Below are 20,498 nucleotides of genomic sequence, written 5' to 3' on the forward strand. Positions count from 1 at the left end.
GGTGGATTTATGAAAAAACTAAAAAAAATAATGACTATGTTCGTGTGCTTAAGTAGCCCAACACTATATGCTGAAAGTTCGAAAGAGTGTATGAATTATTGGAATCAACCAATAAAAAAGATCACGGTATTAGAAGAAGTTGAATGTGATCATATCTGGGATTTTGGTAAAAGTAAAAATAGTTTGAATCGCTTCAAAGTGGTAAATAATTTAAATCTTAAAACAACTAATACACAATGGATGTCAACAGGGCAGTGTCAAAAAGTATCATACAATAAAAAACAGTTTAATATTTACAATTCAGAGTACAAAGAATATGGGCACAATATTTGGCTAATTTACGATGACAAAAATGCTTTTGCATATTTTAGAAAAGTGAATAGTAAAGATCAATCAGTGGAGGTGAGTTGTGCTCAAGAGGGGGCGGACACAAATTTGAAATTTATACTCAATACTTATTTAAAAAATAATACATCTGTAAGTATGCAAAAATATAAAGCAAATGATTGGTATAAAGAGTAATAAGAATGAAAAAAACAATAACTTTTAAAGATGGGACAACTAGAACGTTTGAAACAAATTTGGAGGGTTTTATTCAAGCTGTAAGTTTTAAAGAATCTTCATCAGATTTGTCTTTGCCATTAAGCAATCCAGTCAATATAAGGTGTGCAAGAAAAGTAAACGAGGCAGGTTATTTGGGCCTATTTCAATGGGGAGAGTCTGCTCTGTATGAGCTGGGGTATTATTTAGGGGATAAAGGAATTTCCTATGATGATATTAAAGATGCAAGAAGAGGATCTGCTTTACACAATAGTTGGAAGAGTCAATTTGACTCTAATAATTGGTCGGGTAAGTGGTCAGGTAAAAGAAATATAAATTCCAAATCTGATTTTTTAAATAATCCTAAGGTTCAGTATGAGGTTATCAAAGAATGGATTGGTTATTTATGTAAACAAATAAGAAATAATAATTTAAATGAGCATTTTGGTAGAACGATTCAAGGCGTTGAAGTCAATGAGTCTGGAGCAATTGCTGGGATGCATTTGGTTGGTATAGGAGGTTTGGGTGCTTTTTTAGGGTTTTCAAAATTTTCTGGTGAAAAACAAACGGATGGTAATGGAACACATATTAAGAAATATATTCAAGACTTTGGTGGCTTTGATCTGGAGCAGTGCTGTAATCGGAAAATATATATAAATTTGAAGGATAAAAATGATAATGTATTACCAGATAAGGAAGTTACAATTGTCTCAAAATATTCTGGAAAAAGTTTTTCTGGTGAGACCAAAGTTAAAATAAAAAGCGATGAAAATGGATATCTTCCTGTCATTGTTAGGCATCCATCAACTGAAATTAAAATTGTGGCTGATGGCAAAGAGTCAAATCCTATTGTTCAGAAAGCTGACCAAAAACAACGTGCAATTTTAAAGGATTTTGAAGTTTCAAAATTTCCAGCAACCTTAGAGCAAAATAGTACTCCTCAGCCTAAACCTCAACCAAATAAAACACCTCAACAAGTAAGAAATGAGAAAAATCAATCTGAAGCTAAGCAAGAAGGAGCTGCTGAAAATAACAAAGATATTAGTTTCAATATTCAAATTGTAGAGGGTGATACAGGGAAACCAATCTCTAATATGAATTTTTTTCTTACATATAAAGCAAATAAGAAAAAACATACAGCGAATGATCAAGGTATTAAGCAAGGTATTATTGCTGAAGTTGGACAAGACATAGAAGTTTCAGTTTCAGGTGAAGTAGGAAATCAAAAAATACATCACTTTAAAGTCGAACAAACTTTGTCTAATCAGACAGTTAAAATTAAGTTACCAGTTCAAGCTTTCAAAATAATTGTAAAAAAAGACAATAGATTGGTGCCGAATTTGCCAATAACATTATTTTATAGAGGGCGGGAGATTCCTAAAAAAACTAATGCATTAGGTGAAGTTTCTGTAAAAATGCTAGTTGGCTTTGTATATGGATTTGGTACTAGTAGTAAGTCTTTTATTAAAGTAAGGGCGATATATGGTAATACATCGCGAATATTTCGAATAAATGAAGGTTTTGAAAAACTTTCTAAACAAAATACTACAACTCAAACTAAACCGAATAATCAACAAACAAATTCAGGATCACAACCAAATAATACAACAACTCAAACTAAACAAGCTGAAGTAAAGCAGGAAACACCGAAAGCAATACAACAAAATACGCATACAGAAAACGGTGGTAAGCCTTTAACTAAAGTTAGTAATCAGTCCCCACCTACAAGTGATACAACGCGTTATCACATTTATCATGATGGGAAGATTAAAAGAGAGAACAAATCAGCTACAGGTTTCGCAGAATATATTTATTATGATTCTACAAGTAAGTCTCATAATTTAGGTAAATCAAAATATGTTGTAGCAAAAAGATGGTCTTCTAAGGGCGTCTTAGGCAGTGGGAATGTTTATTTAATCGATGTAAGACATTTTCAGAAATATCGCTCAGGTGTAGTCGGTTATAAAATGTTAATGAATTCTGGACAGCAACGATATTATTTAGGTGGTATAGAGTTAGCAGCATTTTTAGGAGCACTATGCAAATCTGGGTATGATGACATTTCCTTTAATGGTTTTAGCAGAGTCAATGGTGATCCTGGTGAAAGTAAATCTCATATTAATGGTGAAGCAGGAGATTTGAGATATTTAAGAACTGATAAGAAGGCTTTATCGGTTATTTTACAAGATGCTAATTATGACCATGAAAGAACTTTAAATTTGATTAATAACTTTATAAAATTTGGCTGGGGTAAATCAAAAAAAATGCTAAGTGAGTATTTCACAAACTCTAAGGCCGGAGTCAAAAGTAATTATATTTTCCCAAATTGCAATCATTTAGCTAAACCAAGGCACAATAATCACCTTCATTTACAAGGGCTGTCTCCAAATCTAGAGGATATTTAATTTATGAAAAAATTATATTATATTTTTTCTATTTTATTATGTTGTGGTTGTTCAAATAGTCAAAGTAATTCATCTGATTTACATAGTATTAAGAGTAAAGAAAATGAATTAAACGGTATTAAAATAGGAGATAATTTAGACGCATTGAAGAGTAGATTTAAGGGGGATATAATTATTCAAAAATATAGTGATATTACTGACTTAAAAGAATGTCAAAACAGAAAAAATATTTTAGTTAATAATACTCTTACTAGTGTTGATGTTGATAATAATGAAATTGTCACCTCTATTCATACTCGAGATGTTAAAGCGGTTGATGCTAATAATATAAGTATTGGTAAGGGTGAAATTAATGTTGCGAAATTAAATAATAATATCAAACCAAAAAAAGTTTTTAGTGGGGATGAATCACTAGACCTATTTTTATATAAAATCCCTATGAAAGAAAGTAAAGGGTATTTTATATATAATATCGATAATAATAAAATTGAGTCTATCTCAATTGAAAGCTTTGATCACATTTCCTGTAATTTGGAATGATTTTAAGTTGAGTCAAAATTTTCAAATCTAGTTTTAAATTTTAGAAATTAAAAATGAAATACTTTTTTAAAGTTAAATCTTAATAAAGCCGACTCTCGTCGGCTTTATTGATTAAACTTCTAACAATTCTTCAATCGGAGCAAAGTAGTATGCTCCATCTAAAGGCGCAACAAAGTGCAATAAACGATCATGAATACCATCGCCACTAGTTCCAAACATACGTGTCAGCATGCGATTAATACGGGTTAAATCTTTCGTATAAGCGATAAAATATAAACCTTGATCGCCGCGGCCATCCCCATATGGCAAAGAGTGGCGAAGAATTTCAAGCTCCTCACCTTCATCATCTTCAACCACGGTGCGAGCCACATGTGCATTGTCAGGTTTAACATCGTCATCAAACTCAATGGTTTCGAGTTTGGTGCGCCCAATCACTTGCTCTTGTGCATCAACTTTAAGTTTTTTCCATTTATCTAAATCATGACGATAACGTTGAGCAAAAACGAATGAGCCATCAGTGAAAATTCCTGCATCTTTGACTAATAAAGCTGTTTTAGTATGATCATCTGGAAATTATTTATACAGTCGATACTGAAAATAAAACTGTAACAATTTTAGCGGCTATAGGCTTTGTTGGTAGTGCTGAAGAAAGATTCAATACAGAAAATGGTGGTTGTGTGTAGAAGGGGTGCAGTAGAACAGCTGTTTATACGATTTCGGGTAAAGCTTTGGCATCTCATGCTGGACGGGTGGGATATTTTAGACCCAATATAAGTGGAAAGAGAATATGAAAAAAAGTACAGTAGTTATTTCTATCATGGTATTAGCAGCTTGTACTGCTAATGCTGATAAAAAAGACTTAAATAATGTTCAGTTAGATAGTCTATTGACTTGTTATGGTGAGAATACTGAATATACAAATTTGGATGGTTATTATTATTTGCCAGATTATGGCTGTATATATAATGGTAAGACTAATAAGCTTGGGAATGCATTTGTTTTTTTGATTCCAAGTGTTGATCAAAAAAAAGATCTAAATTACAAGAGTATAAAAGCAGTTAAGGAAAAAATTATTTTTTTAATTCCAAAAGATAATTTAGTTAAGACAAATAATTCCGATTCGAATTATATACCTAAAGCAAACTATAAATTTAAAGTTTTTTTAAACTCTGGGAAAGGTTGGGTTGAGAATAGTCAAGTTTCTAAATTAGATCAAATGAATGATTTTGTTGGAAATAGGGTTTTATCTTATAGCGGTGCCTTTTTAAAAAGAAAAATGGATGTTAATAAAGATGGGGTTGGTGACTATATTGAGGTTTTAGGCGGAAAGTATTCGTTGAAATCAATTGTTATTAGGGATGGTCTTAATAATAAAACATTATGGAAAAATAATATTTTATTTGATGATGGTTTTAATAATTGTCAATATAGTGAGTTTAAGAATATAGCAATCAGTGAAAATAATTTTACATTAGAGTATAATACTTGTGCAGATAACTCTATGTTAGGTCATAGATATACAACATTTAGAGTCGACTCTAAAAATGAACCAGTTGTAATTCAAGATAATTATTTAGTTAATGAATTAAATGGAAAGGACAATAAAAAGCCTAAAAAAATAAACTGCATGTCTAATTCAAAGGTTTTTTTCTCTACTTATAGAGGGCGATGTGGTTAGGGGAATTGTTAACATATATTTGTATGTAACTACTACCTCCCCTATAAAAGCCGACTCTCGTCGGCTTTCTATTGTTTAATCTTCCAATACCTTTTCTAGCAACTCTTCACTTGGGGCAAAATAATAAGCTCCATCTAAAGGCGCAACAAAGTGCAATAAACGATCATGAATACCATCGCCACTAGTTCCAAACATACGTGTCAGCATGCGATCAATACGGGTTAAATCTTTCGTATAAGCGATAAAATATAAACCTTGATCGCCGCGGCCATCCCCATATGGCAAAGAGTGGCGAAGAATTTCAAGCTCCTCACCTTCATCATCTTCAACAACGGTTCGAGCCACATGTGCATTGTCAGGTTTAACATCGTCATCAAGCTCAATGCTTTCGAGTTTGGTGCGCCCAATCACTTGCTCTTGTGCATCAACTTTAAGTTTTTTCCATTTATCTAGATCATGACGATAACGTTGAGCAAAAACGAATGAGCCATCAGTGAAAATTCCTGCATCTTCACCTAGTAAAGCTGTTTCAGCACGATCATCTGGAAATTGAGGGTTTTCGGTGCCATCAATAAAACCAGTTAAATCTCGACCATCAAAATTTCGGAAGCACACGCGCTCATCTAAAACCTCAACCAAATCCTGAATTCCTTCAAAAAAAGCTTGGCTTAAGGCAAAGCAAATATCAGTACGCTGTGCTGCGATATGGATTAAAACATCAGCAGGGACCACAGGCATGGTGAAAGAGCCTTGAATTGGTTCAAGCTGTTTAAAACCTTCTGGTTGGTGAGGGTAAAGTTGTGACCAAAGTTCTGGTCCAAAAGCCACCGCAGTTTTAATTTGAGCATGAGGATGTTGAGTAATTAAGCGATCACGAGTCGTAAAGAGATCTTCAAGTTTTTCTTTTAGTTGATCTATTGATAAATCTTTTAAACGCAAAGTGATAAAGCGAGCATGATCTGAGGGTAATGGTAAGATTACGGATTGGGAAGTCATTCATGGCTCCTGAAATTATAATATCCTAATTTTGCTGATCACATTGTGCCTGATCATCATAGTGCTGAACAGACAGACGTTTAAAAAAACATTCAAATTTTAAATCTTAAAAAAGTCGAATTGTCATATAATCTCATCAAAATAAATCTCCCAAATCGTTATGTCTTATCAAATGTGGTTTGCCTACATGCTTGCATGTTGGGTTATTAGTATTTCGCCTGGTGCAGGTGCTATTGCATCTATGTCTAGTGGTTTGAATTATGGGTTCAAACGAGGTTATTGGAATGCAATTGGTCTGCAGCTTGCACTTTTGGTTCAAATTGGAGTTGTCGCTGCGGGAGCAGGCGTACTTTTTGCTACGACTCCTTTGGCATTTTTGATCGTCAAATGGTTTGGGGTTGGGTATTTATTATATTTGGCATATTTACAGTGGAAAGCCCCAGTGCAGTCCATAGAAATTCAGTCTGATTTAAAGCAAAAGTCAGCGATGAAGCTAGTAATCAGCGGTTTCTTTGTCAATATGAGTAATCCAAAAGCAATTGTATTCTTATTGGCAGTATTGCCACAGTTTCTGGATCTTTCAAAGCCTCAATGGCCACAATACCTCATCATGGCTTGTACAATGATTGCTATTGATCTTATCGTTATGGCTGGATATACAAGTCTTGCAGCGAAGGTATTGCGTTTACTTAAATCACCTCGTCAACAAAAAGTGATGAATCGTACCTTTGCAGGTTTATTTGCAGGTGCGGCTTTTTTATTGAGTTTAGTGCATCAATAAGACACAATAAAATAACGAATGAGGGTTATTTTATTGAAAATTATAATATTAATTTTGACTATTCTATTGGGGCTCGGCTTAATTTCAACTCCCTATATCTGGGCGTATTTTTATTTACAGCCTGAAAGTGTGTGGGAATGGATCAAGTTTGTGATGTGGGGCGCGGGTGTTGGCATATGCGCCACATTTGGTCTTACAGTGATTTTAACTTTGATCACCACCCTTATAAAAAAAATGATTGTGGATGATACTTCGCAATATAAGATGTTTTTCAAACAAATGGTTTATTTGATGTGGATCAATGTGGTCTTATTTATCACGGCTGCAATCGGTTTACTATTCGAATGGTTGCCTTTCTATATTGTTGAATATTGGTTTATGCCTGAGACCTTTTTTGGCTTTTGGCATGTGATATGGATAAAAGGCATCATTAATTTATTGGTTATGGTGGTTTTTTTATTCTCTTGTTATATCTTTATCTGTCTTCATAAATATTTTATAAAGAAGCAAGATTAATGAATAGCCCAAATAAATCAGGCTATTTTTTTAAATTTTTGAATGATAAAAATCACAGCAAATACGATTGCCATGGTTAATACAATGCTTAAACCTGTCGCAATATTTAAACCCGCACTCGACCATAAACCCACAGTCACACCAATTTGAGCCACAATAAAAGACCATAGCACCATATGTTTAGGTGAGTGTGCTAAAAGTCTTGCGGTTAATGCAGGTATAACCAATAAAGCACCCATGAGTAATGAACCTACTGCACGTAAAGCTAGTACTGTAAATAAGGCAAGAAGCAGCATAAAAATAAGGCGCTGCCATTTCGCATTCACACCTTCACTTACCGCAATATCAGGATCAATCGCAATTTGAATTTGATATTGCCAACTTTTATAGAGCACAGAGAGTGCAATGACAATCACCAGTGCAAATGTCGGTAAGTCGGACCAAGATATTGTTAAAAGATCGCCAAATAAATAACTGAGCAACTCTGGTCTTAGCGCAGGGAGGTGTTGGATGACCAATAGTCCTGAGCAAAGCAGCGTTGCTGAACATAACGCAAGTAATGCATCGTTGGGCAGGCGAGGATCATGCAATACCCAAAGGACTGCGACCAAGAGTAACGCGGTAAACGTAACCCCCATCCATAAGGGGAGGGTGAGTAAGCCAGCAATCGCCACACCCAAGAGAGTTCCATGCGCCATTGTGTCTGCAAAGAATGACATACGGCGCCATAACATAAGACAACCGAGCGGTGCAGTTAGAAACACTAATAATGTTCCCATAATCCATGCGGGTAATAGAAGTTGTAACCATTCCATCATGATCTAAGCTTCCGGTTCTGGATGAATATGGGGACGAGGATCGTGTTGACATGGCGTTGCTGTATCACCATGTGCACAATGATCGTGATGATGTTGATAGAACACTCGATTAGTGCCGAAAATAGCTTGATACTCAGGGTCTTGTTGAATATTTTCAGGCAAACCGCTACAACATATATGTTTATTGAGGCATACCACACGCTGTGTACCTTGCATCACCCACTGCAAATCATGAGAGACGATTAAGATCGAGCAACCGTAGCGCTCAGGTAGACTTCGAACATAATCATAAAGTTCAGCTTCAGATTGAATATCTAAACCTTGCATCGGTTCATCGAGTACCAATAAGTTGGGTTGACGCAGTAGAGCGCGTGCTAAAAGTACACGCTGGCGTTCCCCACCAGACAGCTGTTGGACTTTCGAATCTTGTAATTTTATGATCCCAGTATCTCGAATAATTTCTTGTTTAATCGCAAGATCACACTTTTCTAAATCAAGTAAATCTTTCACTCGAAGTGGCAAGCTGTGGGATGGATTGAACTTTTGAGGGACGTAAGCAAGCTTTAAGGCTTTATGATGTTTAATTTGACCAGAATTGGCCTTCACAATTCCGAGAATCACTTTGATAAGCGTAGATTTACCCGCCCCATTGGGACCAATGAGGGTAATAATTTCTTTGTCATGAATCTGAAAGTCAACATTCTTTAAAATGTCTCTTTCATCAATTCGCACATTAATTTGCTGCAGTTCAATTAATGGCAATGCAGAACTTACTGAGAGCACTGCTGACATAATCCTGAAATCTCAATAATGCTATGTTGAGCCTGAAAATGATCAGAGGAAGCCAATTGATCAAGTTGTTGAATCAAACCAAGAGCTGAAGCCTCTTTCACTGTATTGCATTTAGAGCAAATGAGAAAAGCGGCTTGATGTCCAGCACGAGGATGGCAACATGGAATATAGGCATTAATTGAAGTTAAACGATGAATAAAACCTTTTTCGAGCAAAAAATCGAGGGTGCGGTAAACAGTTGGAGGTGCTGCTGGACGTTCAGCATTACCTTTTAATTTCGCCAACAAGTCATAAGCGCCCATAGGCCCTGAGGCCGTTAAAATTAACTCTAAAACCTCTTTGCGAAGCGGAGTCAATTTAGCGCCTGAAGCAGCGCAGCTTGCTTCAGCTTCTAATAAACGAGCTTCAACATTCGGGTGATCATGCACACCGTGTAAAGTATCATGATGTTCGTGTGAACATGCGCTCATGGACTGACCTCAAGACTTCGAAAAGGGAAGGGGGATATCTCATAAATAGTATCATGAGACCTTGCAACTTACGAACAGCATAGGCATTTTTAACTGTTTGTTATATTATAACGTCAAAATTCGAGTGGTAATTAATTTCATGTTGCGTCTGCTAGCACTATGCTTTACAGCATTATTCACAACCTTGGCTTGGGCACAAGCACCCTTGGTGGTTTCGACACACCCAGTGTATTTGATTGCAAAAGAAATCACTCAAGGTATTGAAGAACCAAAATTGTTGCTAGAAAATCAAACAGGGCATGATGTTCATCTGACCCCTGCGCACCGCAAATTAATTCAAGATGCAGGATTGGTTATTTGGCTTGGTAAAGCGCATGAAGCGCCATTAGAGAGTATTTTGGCGAAAAACTCTAAAGCAGTTGCCTTATTGAATACAGGAATATTGCAAACATTGCCGCTTAGAAATAGTCGAGGGGACGTAGTAAAAGGAACTGTCGATACTCATGTATGGTTAGAACCAAATAATGCAGTTCGTATTGGCTTTTTTATAGCGGCATTACGCTCACAACAACAACCTGAGTTTAAAGACAAGTATTGGAGTAATGCTAAACTTTTTGCACATGAGATGCTGAAAACCTCACAAAGTGTAAAACTCAATCATGGTGTTCAGCCGTATTGGTCATTACATGATGCATACCAATACTTGGAGCGTGCGCTGTTGCTAAAATTCGCTGGTGCGATGACAGAAGACCCACATATGGCACCTACAATTGCTCAAATCAAATATTTAAAAGACCATCGCCCTCAGCAAAAGATGTGTCTTTTGGCTGAAACTGTAGCTAATAAGAATCAATATAAGTCTCTAGGTCATGTGAATTTTCTCGCAGTTGATGAGAGTTTTGCTAAACACCAGAATTTTATAACAGCATGGCAGACTCTAGCGATACAAGTACGTGCATGTGTAGAAAAAGCACAAAAGTGATGTAAAAACAGCCGATAATTGTATAAGTGCTCAGCAATAAACGATCTAAAAATACCAGACTTAGGTCGGGAAAAGATTGCATGTTCAGGGGTGTAACTCTATAATGCCTGCGATTAAAAATAATCATCAGCTAAACTTGTCAAGCATTATTGCTGTGAGTGGATAATAAATGAGCCGAACTAGTCGCTTGATTGACCGACGATTAGCGAAAGCTTTAGTCATCTTGCAAGCATGTATGATACCTGTTTCAGCCTTGATAGCGTGGGTCTTGAAAGACTCGACTGCGGCTTTGAGTGCAGCATTAGGTGCATTCGTATGTTGGCTAGCCAGTTGTTATTTTTCATGGCAGTCGTTCAGAGCTGCAGGTGCAAGAGCTTCGAAACAGGTTCTATCGAATATGTATCGGGGGTTGCTCGGTAAGTTTGGAATTGTGATTGTTGGCTTCATTTTGATTTTAATCAATGTGAAACCGTTGTCAGCGGTCGCATTGTTTTGTGGTTTCATACTCGTTCAGACCATGTCGTGGGTCGCACCTTTTTGGGCGTCGCGTCTATCAAAATGAGTTGAATTGCAACGAAAAATTGAAAAGTTTTTTAGATGTTTAACGAGATATCAAGCAGCACGCGATATTCGTTAACTCTAATTTGTATTTGACATTAACCAGGTGTGATTTATGGCTGCTGAAGAACATACCCTTACCTCGTCTGAGTATATTCAGCATCACTTAACGAACATGACCTATGGTAAAGCACCAGATGGTACGTGGAAGTTAGCTGAGACTGCTGAAGAAGCGAAAGAGATGGGGTTCACTGCTATTCACTTGGATTCTATGGGTTGGTCAATCGGCCTTGGCGTCATTTTCTGTTTGTTGTTCTGGTTAGTAGCGAAAGCTGCAAACTCTGGTGTTCCGACCAAGTTCCAGGCTGCAATTGAAATGATCGTTGAGTTTGTTGACTCAAGTGTTCGTGATACCTTTCATGGTAAATCACGTTTAATCGCGCCTCTAGCTCTTACCATCTTCGTGTGGATTTTCCTCATGAACTTGATGGACCTTATCCCTGTTGACTGGATTCCTTATACAGCTCAACACATAATTGGTGGGCTATTCGGTATCGACCCGCATCATGTTTACTTCAAGATCGTTCCATCTACTGACCCTAACGTAACCCTTGGTATGGCGTTATCAGTATTTGCGTTAACTATTTTCTATAGTATCCGTGAAAAAGGTCTTGTCGGTTTCGGTGCAGAATTTGCGCTTAACCCATTCAATCCAAGTAACCCATTTTTAAAAGCATTATTAATTCCAGTAAATATTCTTCTTGAATTAGTAACTTTTATCGCGCGTCCAATTTCATTGGCTCTCCGTTTGTTCGGTAACATGTATGCGGGTGAATTGATCTTCATTTTGATCGCATTATTACCGTTCTGGATTCAATGGGCGTTGTCTGTGCCTTGGGCAATCTTCCATATTCTTGTTATCACGTTACAAGCATTCATCTTCATGATGTTAACGATCGTGTATATGAGTATGGCTAGCGAGAAGCATTAATTAATATTTGCTCGACTACACTATGTAGTTGGGCTAAAGTTTTTTTGTTTGATTTAAACTCAACCTCTGAGGATTTTTTCATGGATTTAGTAGTTGGCTTATCTGCTGTTGCAGCTGCTCTTTTAATCGCGTTCGGTGCTTTAGGTACTGCGATCGGTTTTGGTCTTTTAGGTGGTCGCTTCCTTGAAGCTGTTGCTCGTCAACCAGAATTGGCTCCACAACTTCAAACTCGTATGTTCTTAATCGCGGGTCTTCTTGATGCTGTGCCTATGATCGGTGTTGGTATTGGTTTGTTCATTATCTTTGCAAATCCGTTCATCGGCCTAGTAGGTTAATTAGCTAAATTCCGAAATCAACTATTTGAGGAATAGCAATGAATATTAACTATACTCTGTTTGGTCAAGCGATTGCGTTTGCGATCTTTGTCGCATTCTGTATGAAATTCGTTTGGCCTCCACTAATCAATGCGATTAGTGAGCGTCAGCGTAAAATTGCTGATGGCTTAAATGCAGCTGAAAAGGCGAAAGCTGATCTTGCAGATGCGCAAGCTCAAGTTAAAGCTGAATTAGATGCAGCGAAAGCACAAGCGGCTCAATTGATCGAACAAGCGAACCGTCGTGCGGCTCAATTGGTTGAAGAAGCTCGTACTCAAGCATCTGCTGAAGGTGAGCGTATTCGTCAACAAGCGAAAGAAGCTGTTGACACAGAGATCAATGCTGCTCGTGAAGAATTACGTCAACAAGTTGCAGCTCTTGCTGTTGCTGGTGCAGAGAAAATTCTGAACCAACAAGTTGATGAAGCAGCTCACAATGCCATGCTTACTCAGCTGGCTGCTAAACTTTAAGCGAGGCGATTATGGCTGAACTCTTGACGTTAGCACGCCCGTACGCTAAAGCAGCATTTGCTTTCGCTTCTGAGCAAGGTGCAACTGACAATTGGTCAAATGTGTTACAAGTGCTTAGTGCTGCGGTGCAAGATGAAGCATTTTCCGCTTACTTGAGTCGCCCTGAGCTTACTCCTGTGGAGCAAGTAAGTTTATTTGCTAAGGTTTTAGGTGCAGATCAAACTACTGAAGTGTCTAACTTTTTGACACTTTTGGCTGAAAATGATCGATTAACTTTGTTACCTGAGATTGAAGCAGAGTACGAACTTCTTAAATCACAAAATAACAATGTGGTAGATGTTGTGATTGAATCTGCATTACCACTTTCTGCTGAACAAGAGCAATTACTTGCATCTGCGTTAGAGAAACGTTTCAACGCAGCTGTAAATGTTTCAGTAGAAGTTAACCCAGCGTTAATCGCGGGTGTTGTTATTCGTGCAGGCGACCAAGTGATAGATGATTCTGCGCTTAATAAGCTTGAAAAAATGCGGACTCGTCTTCTTGCATAATTGCGTAAAAAGAAGACTGAACTTAATAAAGATTGAGGTATAGCGCAATGCAACAACTGAATCCATCCGAGATCAGTGCGCTCATTAAACAGCGTATCGGCGATCTGGACACCAGCGCGACCGCTAAGAACGAAGGAACCATTGTTATGGTTTCCGACGGTATTGTGCGTATTCACGGCCTTGCTGATGCAATGTACGGTGAAATGATCGAATTCGACGGCGGCTTATACGGTATGGCACTGAACCTAGAACAGGATTCAGTGGGCGTCGTTGTTTTAGGTAACTACTTAAGCCTTCAAGAAGGTCAAAAAGCGCGTTGCACAGGTCGTGTATTAGAAGTTCCGGTTGGTCCAGAACTTTTAGGCCGTGTAGTAGATGCTTTGGGTAACCCAATTGATGGTAAAGGCCCAATTGATGCAAAATTATCTGATGCAGTTGAAAAAGTTGCACCAGGCGTAATTTGGCGTCAATCGGTAGATGAGCCTGTACAAACTGGTTATAAATCAGTTGATACAATGATTCCAGTTGGTCGTGGCCAACGTGAATTAATCATCGGTGACCGTCAAACTGGTAAAACAGCAATGGCGATCGATGCGATCATCGCACAGAAGAATTCTGGCATTAAATGTATCTACGTTGCAGTTGGTCAAAAACAATCAACTATCGCAAACGTTGTACGTAAGTTAGAAGAAACTGGCGCTATGGCGTATACGACTGTTGTAGCAGCAGCGGCAGCGGATCCAGCAGCAATGCTTTTCCTTGCTCCGTACTCTGGCTGTACAATGGGCGAATACTTCCGTGACCGCGGTGAAGATGCGTTAATCATTTATGATGACTTATCTAAACAAGCAGTTGCGTATCGTCAAATTTCATTGCTTTTACGCCGTCCACCAGGTCGTGAAGCTTACCCAGGTGACGTATTCTATCTTCATAGTCGTCTACTTGAACGTGCTTCTCGTGTATCTGCTGACTATGTTGAGAAATTCACTAACGGTGAAGTTAAAGGCCAAACTGGTTCATTAACTGCATTACCGATTATTGAAACTCAAGCGGGTGACGTATCTGCATTCGTACCAACGAACGTAATTTCGATTACTGATGGTCAGATCTTCTTAGAAACATCATTATTCAACGCAGGTATTCGTCCTGCTGTGAACGCGGGTATCTCTGTATCTCGTGTTGGTGGTTCTGCTCAAACTAAGATCATCAAAAAATTGTCTGGTGGTATTCGTACTGCTTTAGCACAATATCGTGAATTGGCTGCGTTTGCTCAGTTCGCTTCTGACCTTGATGAAGCAACTCGTAAGCAACTTGAGCATGGTCAACGTGTAACTGAATTAATGAAGCAAAAACAGTATGCTCCATATTCAATTGCTGACCAAGCTGTTTCTGTATATGCATCTAACGAAGGCTACATGGCTGACGTAGAAGTGAAGAAAATTGTAGACTTTGATGCTGCATTAATTTCTTACTTCCGTTCTGAACATGCTGCGTTAATGCAACAGATCGATGAAACTGGTGATTGGAACAAAGACATCGAAGCAGCATTCAAAGCTGGTATTGAAAGCTTTAAAGCGACTCAAACTTACTAATTTTCAAACTGTTGAAATTTAGTGTCGGTTTGGTTCACGGAATCAACCTTCGAGGGCTCGAAAGGGCCTTCGAATACTAGGTTAAGCGTATGGCAAATTTAAAAGAAATTCGCGCCAAAGTAGCTAGTATCAAAAGCACGCAGAAAATTACTCGCGCGATGCAGATGGTAGCAGCTTCTAAGATGCGTCGTGCGCAAGAGCGCATGGCTCAGGGCCGTCCGTATGCCGAAAATATGCACCGTGTAATTGCTCATTTAGTACAAGCGAACCCTGAATATAAACATCGTTATATGGTTGAACGCCCAGTTAAGCGCGTTGGCTATATCATAGTGTCATCAGATCGCGGTCTTGCTGGTGGTTTGAACATTAACTTGTTCAAGAAAGTGGTAAAACACGTTCAACAGCAACAAGAGCAGTCAATTGAAGTTCAATTTGCTTTGATTGGTCAAAAAGCGGTTTCGTTTTTTAAAAACTACGGCGGTAAAGTACTTGGTGCAACCACTCAAGTGGGTGACACTCCAAGTCTTGAACAGTTGTCTGGTTCTGTACAAGTCATGTTGGATGCATACGATAAAGGCGAATTAGATCGCATTTATTTAGTGTCTAACGGCTTTGTGAATGCCATGACTCAAAATCAAAAAATCGAACAACTTGTTCCTTTAGCAGCTGCTGAAGATGACAAGACTCTTAACCGCCAATACGGTTGGGATTATATCTATGAACCAGAAGCTGAAGAGCTTTTCAATGGTTTATTGGTTCGTTATATCGAGTCTGTGGTATACCAAGGTGTGATCGAAAACATCGCGTGTGAGCAATCTGCTCGTATGGTTGCAATGAAAGCTGCAACGGATAACGCGGGTGAATTGATCAAGAACCTACAACTTATTTATAACAAGCTGCGTCAAGCCGCGATTACTCAGGAAATTTCTGAGATCGTTGGTGGTGCCGCTGCCGTTTAACATTATTTTGAATTGAGGAGACAGCAATGAGTAGCGGTCGTATCATTCAGATCATCGGCGCGGTTATCGACGTCGAGTTTGAACGCAACAGTGTTCCTAAGATCTATGACGCTCTTCAGGTTGATGGCACTGAAACTACATTAGAAGTTCAGCAACAACTTGGTGACGGCGTTGTACGTACAATTGCGATGGGATCTACAGAAGGTCTTAAGCGTGGTTTGAACGTAACTAACACTAACGCTCCGATCTCTGTACCAGTTGGTCCAGCGACGCTTGGTCGTATCATGGACGTTCTTGGTCGTCCGATCGATGAAGCTGGTCCTGTTGCAACTGAAGAGCGTTTACCGATTCACCGTCAAGCGCCTTCTTATGCAGAACAAGCTGCTTCTACTGACCTTTTAGAAACTGGTATTAAAGTCATTGACTTACTTTGCCCGTTCGCGAAAGGTGGTAAAGTTGGTCTGTTCGGTGGTGCCGGTGTTGGTAAAACTGTAAACATGATGGAGTTGATCAACAACATCGCTAAAGCGCACTCAGGTTTATCTGTATTCGCTGGTGTTGGTGAGCGTACTCGTGAAGGTAACGACTTCTATCACGAGATGAAAGACTCTAACGTTCTTGACAAAGTAGCAATGGTTTACGGTCAGATGAACGAGCCACCAGGTAACCGTTTACGCGTAGCGTTAACTGGTCTTACTATGGCTGAGTATTTCCGTGATCAAAAAGACGAAAACGGTAAAGGCCGTGACGTATTATTGTTCGTAGACAACATCTACCGTTATACACTAGCAGGTACTGAAGTATCAGCACTTCTAGGTCGTATGCCATCTGCAGTAGGTTACCAACCGACACTTGCAGAAGAGATGGGTGTTCTTCAAGAACGTATTACTTCTACTAAGTCTGGTTCGATTACATCTATCCAAGCTGTATACGTACCTGCCGATGACTTAACGGATCCATCTCCAGCGACTACGTTCGCTCACTTGGATGCGACAGTTGTATTGAGCCGTGACATCGCTTCACAAGGTATTTACCCTGCGATCGATCCACTTGACTCTACTTCACGTCAATTAGATCCATTAGTTGTTGGTACTGAGCATTACGAAATCGCTCGTTCAGTTCAAAACGTTCTTCAACGTTATAAAGAATTGAAAGACATTATCGCAATTCTTGGTATGGACGAATTGTCAGAAGAAGACAAACTTACTGTATACCGTGCACGTAAGATTCAACGTTTCTTCTCTCAACCGTTCCACGTAGCAGAAGTGTTTACTGGTGCTCCTGGTAAACTTGTACCGCTTAAAGAAACTATTCGTGGCTTTAAAGGTCTTCTAGCTGGTGAATACGATCACATCCCAGAACAAGCGTTCTATATGGTTGGTGGTATTGACGAAGTTATTGCTAAAGCCGAGAAACTTTAATTAGCTACCTAATTTAGGAGGTTCTCATGGCGACTATGCAATGTGACGTTGTAAGTGTTAAAGAGTCTTTGTACTCAGGCACTGTAACTATGCTAATTGCTAAAGGTGCTGGTGGTGAGTTAGGTATTATGCCTGGCCATGCTCCACTAGTAACTTTACTTCAACCGGGCGCGATTCGCGTTCAGTTGGAGAATGGTACAGAAGAATTAATCTATGTATCTGGTGGTGTTCTTGAAGTTCAACCGCATGTTGTTACGGTTCTTGCAGATACTGCAGTCCGTGCAGAAAACTTAGATGAAGCTGCAATCGTTGAAGCACGTAAAAATGCTGAAACTTTGTTAGCAAATCAAAAGAGCGATTTGGACGCTGCTGCTGCTTTGGCTGCGCTTGCAGAAACAGCTGCACAGTTGGAAACCATCCGCAAAATCAAAAACCGCGCTCAATAAGAGACGGTTTGAGATTGAAAAACCACCCGAAAGGGTGGTTTTTTTATTGGTTTAATTTTTCCCATATCTGTTTTGATAAAAATTTTCGAAGAAAAAAACTAGGTCTTTTGATCTTCCATAGTGATTACCAGATCCATAAGTCGCAACTACATATAAAAACCCAAACCTTTCTAATTCAGATAATGAAAAATTACATTCTTCATTTTTAAGATGATAATTTTTATTATTCTTATTTTTTCAGTCAATGTGTAAGCTTGATCTAACCCTTTTAATAAAAAAGATGTTAATTGAGGGATGATATGAGCATACCTTAAAAAATTCTCACGATTTATTTCTTTGACATCATATAGAAGAGCTAAGCGAGCAAGCATCTTAGATTGATGGACTAAATATGTTTTATCCAAAGCATTAAGTAACTCACCACCAATTTCTAAATTATTTTGATCTTTGAATATTTTTAATAAACTTCCAGTTTCTAGGTTTTCACCTTCTTTTATGAACTCCAAGATATTCTTTATTTTTTGCTCCTCGTTATAACTTCTAAAAAGTCGGTAAATCGCCATGCCTGATGAAGCTAAAGGGAATGCTTTGAGAATTTCTTGAAAAATAGTATCAGTTGTTTTTAGAACTGTATTATCAAAATAATTTTCCGCTGTTTCAGCTAAAGTTTTTATTTTATCCATGTAATTATTCCTTATTATTAATCTTGATAAATAGAAAACTCGCGATTCCCCGAAAATCTTTATCTTGAGGATCTCATCAAAACATTCATCTAAAGTTAGCACTTCAAGCTTCTTATAAGTTACTCGAACGCCTATTTTAAGAATATTGGCTTTACCAATACGATGGCTATTTCGCTGTAAAGTAGAGTTTAAATCCGTTTCAAAATAATAAGAAATTACTTCAAAACTGCTTTTTTTTAAGCAAGTTGAGTATAACCCTTACTTTCTACTTTGATCGATATTTTTGATTACAATCTTACTAGTCGAGGTAAGAGTAGAAGTGATGTACATCTACTTATAACTTTACCAAGCACTACGTAACGATTTGCACCAAACTGTAAACGATGCCCGAGTTGCATAAAAATAATGCTAAGTTGATTGATGTAAACAAAATTTTTGAGCACTTTGAGCTTATCTAAAGTTTGCACAGCTAACGCGCACTTCAATGAATACGTTTAAATCAATACATAGCATTGAACTGTAAATTTTTATTGGCATGAAGGGAAGAATTATGAGTTATCAATCCATTAACCCATTTACCAATACTGTATACAAAGAATATCCATCACACCAACAACAAGATATTGATCGTGCTTTGGATTCAGCCGAATCTATTCTTAAATCGGATTGGGTCAAAAATGTAGATGAGCGCGTAAAAGTTTTACAACGTTTGGCAGAATTATTTAGAGAAAAAAAGAGTGAATTAGCCAAGCTCATTACTTTAGATATGGGTAAGCTCATTGAGCAAAGTGAAGGTGAAATAGAATCTTGTGCTCAAATTGCTGAGTACTATGCAAAAAATACCGAACAATTTCTGAAATCAGTCCCCTATAAAACTGATTTAGGTGAAGCTTGGGTGGAACATCATCCATTAGGTATTATCATGGCTGTCGAACCATGGAATTTCCCATTTTATCAATTGGTCCGTGTATTTGCACCAAACTGTGGTATTGGAAATCCTGTATTGGCCAAACATGCAGGTATCGTTCCGCAATGTGCAGAAGCATTTGAAAAACTTGTGTTAGAGGCAGGAGCACCTAAAGGTGTTTGGACCAATCTATTTATCAATACCGATCAAGTCGCAGATATTATTGCAGACAAACGTGTACGCGGTGTTGCATTAACTGGTTCAGAAGGAGCAGGTAGTGCGGTCGCTGCGCAAGCAGGCAAACACATTAAAAAGTCTACGCTTGAATTGGGTGGGAATGATGTCTTTATTGTGTTGGATGATGCGGACTTAAATAAAGCGATTGAGATTGGTTGTAAAGCGCGTGTAAATAATACAGGGCAGGTGTGTACTGCAGCAAAACGATTTATTTTGCATAAAGACATCGCTGATCAGTTTAGAATGGGTTTGGTTGAAGCATTTAAAGCACTCAAAATTGGCGACCCATTAGACCGTAGTACCACATTGGGACCACTCTCATCGGAAAGTGCGCTTAAAAACTTGATTAAACAAGTGGATAAAGCAGTTCAGCAGGGTGCAACTTTGGTTATCGGTGGCAAAGCAATTGAACATGATGGTTATTTCTATGAGCCGACAATTTTAGAAAATATTAGTCGAGATAATGAAGCTTGGTACGAAGAATTCTTTGGGCCAGTTGCTCAGATTTATGTTGCGGAAAATGAGGATGAGATCGTTGAAATCGCCAATGACTCTAATTATGGTCTTGGAGGTGTCATTCACTCTCAAGACATAGAGCGTGCAAAAAAATTAGCTTCGAGAATTGAAACAGGAATGGTGTGGATCAATTGGTTAACGGATACTGCTCCAGAATTACCATTTGGTGGCATAAAGAATTCTGGTTATGGTCATGAACTGGCAGATTTAGGTTTTCATGAATTTGTACAAAAAAAATTAGTGGTGGTGAAACAATAGAGTCTTTGAAATAAAGCGAT

The 20,498-nt window shown here is 38.2% G+C and carries 22 protein-coding genes and 2 pseudogenes; 18 read left to right on the forward strand and 6 right to left on the reverse strand.

All coding sequences use genetic code 11. From position 1 onward, the window contains the following. The first annotated feature begins 9 nt into the window (after positions 1-9). Genes AC1M9F_RS10610 through AC1M9F_RS10620 form a run of 3 tightly spaced genes read left to right on the forward strand, consistent with a single transcriptional unit; the run spans position 10 to position 3,485 of the window. Complete coding sequence (locus AC1M9F_RS10610) at positions 10-522, forward strand: hypothetical protein (RefSeq protein WP_481593730.1); 513 nt, start codon at positions 10-12, stop codon at positions 520-522. Between the two features lie 5 nt (positions 523-527). Continuing rightward, positions 528-2,945 (forward strand): hypothetical protein, encoded by a 2,418-nt coding sequence (locus AC1M9F_RS10615; protein ID WP_481597751.1) that lies wholly within the window; start codon positions 528-530, stop codon positions 2,943-2,945. Positions 2,946-2,948: 3 nt separating this feature from the next. Beyond that, positions 2,949-3,485, forward strand: coding sequence for a hypothetical protein (locus AC1M9F_RS10620; protein ID WP_481597752.1), 537 nt, complete (start codon positions 2,949-2,951; stop codon positions 3,483-3,485). A gap of 111 nt (positions 3,486-3,596) precedes the next feature. Here the strand turns inward: AC1M9F_RS10620 and AC1M9F_RS10625 are convergent. Further along, positions 3,597-4,058, reverse strand: a pseudogene (locus AC1M9F_RS10625) (Dyp-type peroxidase); the annotation flags it as partial. On the opposite strand from AC1M9F_RS10625, the pseudogene AC1M9F_RS10630 reads away from it, so the two are divergent. After that, positions 4,049-4,276 (forward strand): annotated as a pseudogene (locus tag AC1M9F_RS10630) (LysM peptidoglycan-binding domain-containing protein); the annotation flags it as partial. The pseudogenes AC1M9F_RS10625 and AC1M9F_RS10630 overlap by 10 nt on opposite strands. Next, positions 4,273-5,163: a hypothetical protein gene (locus tag AC1M9F_RS10635; protein ID WP_481597753.1), complete on the forward strand. Its 891-nt coding sequence runs from the start codon at positions 4,273-4,275 to the stop codon at positions 5,161-5,163. The pseudogene AC1M9F_RS10630 and the gene AC1M9F_RS10635, both read left to right, overlap by 4 nt. A gap of 75 nt (positions 5,164-5,238) precedes the next feature. Here AC1M9F_RS10635 and AC1M9F_RS10640 read toward each other — a convergent pair whose 3' ends face one another. Then, complete coding sequence (locus AC1M9F_RS10640; RefSeq protein ID WP_092767896.1) at positions 5,239-6,159, reverse strand: Dyp-type peroxidase; 921 nt, start codon at positions 6,157-6,159, stop codon at positions 5,239-5,241. A 160-nt stretch (positions 6,160-6,319) separates the two neighbouring features. On the opposite strand from AC1M9F_RS10640, the gene AC1M9F_RS10645 reads away from it, so the two are divergent. Beyond that, complete coding sequence (locus AC1M9F_RS10645) at positions 6,320-6,940, forward strand: LysE family transporter (protein WP_481596429.1); 621 nt, start codon at positions 6,320-6,322, stop codon at positions 6,938-6,940. Between the two features lie 33 nt (positions 6,941-6,973). Beyond that, entirely contained in the window at positions 6,974-7,456 is a 483-nt protein-coding gene (locus tag AC1M9F_RS10650) for a hypothetical protein (protein ID WP_481597754.1), read from the forward strand. Between the two features lie 17 nt (positions 7,457-7,473). Here AC1M9F_RS10650 and znuB read toward each other — a convergent pair whose 3' ends face one another. From znuB to AC1M9F_RS10665, 3 genes are read right to left on the reverse strand one after another with little or no spacing between them, the layout of a single operon-like run. Then, positions 7,474-8,274, reverse strand: a complete 801-nt coding sequence (gene znuB / locus AC1M9F_RS10655; protein ID WP_481597755.1) for a zinc ABC transporter permease subunit ZnuB — start codon at positions 8,272-8,274, stop codon at positions 7,474-7,476. Between the two features lie 3 nt (positions 8,275-8,277). Further along, positions 8,278-9,066 carry a zinc ABC transporter ATP-binding protein ZnuC gene (gene znuC, locus AC1M9F_RS10660; protein ID WP_035268168.1) on the reverse strand — a complete coding sequence of 263 codons (789 nt, stop codon included), beginning with the start codon at positions 9,064-9,066 and terminating at the stop codon, positions 8,278-8,280. Next, entirely contained in the window at positions 9,045-9,536 is a 492-nt protein-coding gene (locus tag AC1M9F_RS10665; protein WP_035268172.1) for a transcriptional repressor, read from the reverse strand. The genes znuC and AC1M9F_RS10665 overlap by 22 nt, the downstream gene beginning before the upstream one ends. A gap of 139 nt (positions 9,537-9,675) precedes the next feature. On the opposite strand from AC1M9F_RS10665, the gene AC1M9F_RS10670 reads away from it, so the two are divergent. From AC1M9F_RS10670 to AC1M9F_RS10715, 10 genes are all read left to right on the forward strand, one after another. Continuing rightward, a complete protein-coding gene (locus AC1M9F_RS10670; RefSeq protein WP_035268175.1) occupies positions 9,676-10,518 on the forward strand; it encodes a metal ABC transporter solute-binding protein, Zn/Mn family in 843 nt (280 codons plus the stop codon). Between the two features lie 169 nt (positions 10,519-10,687). Beyond that, complete coding sequence (locus tag AC1M9F_RS10675; RefSeq protein ID WP_035268179.1) at positions 10,688-11,080, forward strand: ATP synthase subunit I; 393 nt, start codon at positions 10,688-10,690, stop codon at positions 11,078-11,080. Between the two features lie 111 nt (positions 11,081-11,191). Next, complete coding sequence (gene atpB, locus AC1M9F_RS10680) at positions 11,192-12,067, forward strand: F0F1 ATP synthase subunit A (RefSeq protein WP_035268181.1); 876 nt, start codon at positions 11,192-11,194, stop codon at positions 12,065-12,067. An 80-nt stretch (positions 12,068-12,147) separates the two neighbouring features. After that, positions 12,148-12,402 (forward strand): F0F1 ATP synthase subunit C, encoded by a 255-nt coding sequence (gene atpE / locus AC1M9F_RS10685; protein WP_035268188.1) that lies wholly within the window; start codon positions 12,148-12,150, stop codon positions 12,400-12,402. Positions 12,403-12,440: 38 nt separating this feature from the next. Beyond that, the gene (locus tag AC1M9F_RS10690; RefSeq protein ID WP_035268191.1) at positions 12,441-12,911 is read left to right on the forward strand and encodes a F0F1 ATP synthase subunit B; all 471 of its coding nucleotides are present in this window, start codon (positions 12,441-12,443) and stop codon (positions 12,909-12,911) included. 11 nt (positions 12,912-12,922) lie between these two features. Further along, positions 12,923-13,459, forward strand: coding sequence for a F0F1 ATP synthase subunit delta (locus AC1M9F_RS10695; RefSeq protein WP_481597756.1), 537 nt, complete (start codon positions 12,923-12,925; stop codon positions 13,457-13,459). 47 nt (positions 13,460-13,506) lie between these two features. Then, the gene (gene atpA, locus AC1M9F_RS10700) at positions 13,507-15,051 is read left to right on the forward strand and encodes a F0F1 ATP synthase subunit alpha (RefSeq protein ID WP_035268197.1); all 1,545 of its coding nucleotides are present in this window, start codon (positions 13,507-13,509) and stop codon (positions 15,049-15,051) included. Positions 15,052-15,140: 89 nt separating this feature from the next. Further along, entirely contained in the window at positions 15,141-16,010 is an 870-nt protein-coding gene (gene atpG / locus AC1M9F_RS10705) for a F0F1 ATP synthase subunit gamma (protein ID WP_481597757.1), read from the forward strand. 26 nt (positions 16,011-16,036) lie between these two features. Further along, positions 16,037-17,431 carry a F0F1 ATP synthase subunit beta gene (atpD, locus tag AC1M9F_RS10710; protein WP_035268203.1) on the forward strand — a complete coding sequence of 465 codons (1,395 nt, stop codon included), beginning with the start codon at positions 16,037-16,039 and terminating at the stop codon, positions 17,429-17,431. Between the two features lie 26 nt (positions 17,432-17,457). Continuing rightward, positions 17,458-17,877: a F0F1 ATP synthase subunit epsilon gene (locus AC1M9F_RS10715; RefSeq protein ID WP_035268205.1), complete on the forward strand. Its 420-nt coding sequence runs from the start codon at positions 17,458-17,460 to the stop codon at positions 17,875-17,877. Positions 17,878-18,047: 170 nt separating this feature from the next. Here AC1M9F_RS10715 and AC1M9F_RS10720 read toward each other — a convergent pair whose 3' ends face one another. After that, on the reverse strand, positions 18,048-18,560 hold the full coding sequence (locus AC1M9F_RS10720) for a hypothetical protein (protein ID WP_481597758.1): 513 nt from the start codon (positions 18,558-18,560) through the stop codon (positions 18,048-18,050). Between the two features lie 550 nt (positions 18,561-19,110). Between AC1M9F_RS10720 and AC1M9F_RS10725 the strand changes: the two genes are divergently transcribed. Then, positions 19,111-20,478: an NAD-dependent succinate-semialdehyde dehydrogenase gene (locus AC1M9F_RS10725; RefSeq protein ID WP_481597759.1), complete on the forward strand. Its 1,368-nt coding sequence runs from the start codon at positions 19,111-19,113 to the stop codon at positions 20,476-20,478. The last annotated feature ends 20 nt before the right edge of the window (positions 20,479-20,498 follow it).

It is taken from the genome of Acinetobacter sp. ANC_7504, from assembly GCF_056779995.1.

Bases quoted from the DNA above. Each gene is read 5' to 3' on its own strand.
- AC1M9F_RS10610 (WP_481593730.1), top strand. From the start codon at position 10: ATGAAAAAACTAAAAAAAATAATGACTATGTTCGTGTGCTTAAGTAGC.
- AC1M9F_RS10615 (WP_481597751.1), top strand. From the start codon at position 528: ATGAAAAAAACAATAACTTTTAAAGATGGGACAACTAGAACGTTTGAA.
- AC1M9F_RS10620 (WP_481597752.1), top strand. From the start codon at position 2,949: ATGAAAAAATTATATTATATTTTTTCTATTTTATTATGTTGTGGTTGT.
- AC1M9F_RS10635 (WP_481597753.1), top strand. From the start codon at position 4,273: ATGAAAAAAAGTACAGTAGTTATTTCTATCATGGTATTAGCAGCTTGT.
- AC1M9F_RS10640 (WP_092767896.1), bottom strand. From the start codon at position 6,159: ATGACTTCCCAATCCGTAATCTTACCATTACCCTCAGATCATGCTCGC.
- AC1M9F_RS10645 (WP_481596429.1), top strand. From the start codon at position 6,320: ATGTCTTATCAAATGTGGTTTGCCTACATGCTTGCATGTTGGGTTATT.
- znuB (WP_481597755.1), bottom strand. From the start codon at position 8,274: ATGATGGAATGGTTACAACTTCTATTACCCGCATGGATTATGGGAACA.
- znuC (WP_035268168.1), bottom strand. From the start codon at position 9,066: ATGTCAGCAGTGCTCTCAGTAAGTTCTGCATTGCCATTAATTGAACTG.
- AC1M9F_RS10665 (WP_035268172.1), bottom strand. From the start codon at position 9,536: ATGAGCGCATGTTCACACGAACATCATGATACTTTACACGGTGTGCAT.
- AC1M9F_RS10670 (WP_035268175.1), top strand. From the start codon at position 9,676: ATGTTGCGTCTGCTAGCACTATGCTTTACAGCATTATTCACAACCTTG.
- AC1M9F_RS10675 (WP_035268179.1), top strand. From the start codon at position 10,688: ATGAGCCGAACTAGTCGCTTGATTGACCGACGATTAGCGAAAGCTTTA.
- atpB (WP_035268181.1), top strand. From the start codon at position 11,192: ATGGCTGCTGAAGAACATACCCTTACCTCGTCTGAGTATATTCAGCAT.
- atpE (WP_035268188.1), top strand. From the start codon at position 12,148: ATGGATTTAGTAGTTGGCTTATCTGCTGTTGCAGCTGCTCTTTTAATC.
- AC1M9F_RS10690 (WP_035268191.1), top strand. From the start codon at position 12,441: ATGAATATTAACTATACTCTGTTTGGTCAAGCGATTGCGTTTGCGATC.
- AC1M9F_RS10695 (WP_481597756.1), top strand. From the start codon at position 12,923: ATGGCTGAACTCTTGACGTTAGCACGCCCGTACGCTAAAGCAGCATTT.
- atpA (WP_035268197.1), top strand. From the start codon at position 13,507: ATGCAACAACTGAATCCATCCGAGATCAGTGCGCTCATTAAACAGCGT.
- atpG (WP_481597757.1), top strand. From the start codon at position 15,141: ATGGCAAATTTAAAAGAAATTCGCGCCAAAGTAGCTAGTATCAAAAGC.
- atpD (WP_035268203.1), top strand. From the start codon at position 16,037: ATGAGTAGCGGTCGTATCATTCAGATCATCGGCGCGGTTATCGACGTC.
- AC1M9F_RS10715 (WP_035268205.1), top strand. From the start codon at position 17,458: ATGGCGACTATGCAATGTGACGTTGTAAGTGTTAAAGAGTCTTTGTAC.
- AC1M9F_RS10720 (WP_481597758.1), bottom strand. From the start codon at position 18,560: ATGGATAAAATAAAAACTTTAGCTGAAACAGCGGAAAATTATTTTGAT.
- AC1M9F_RS10725 (WP_481597759.1), top strand. From the start codon at position 19,111: ATGAGTTATCAATCCATTAACCCATTTACCAATACTGTATACAAAGAA.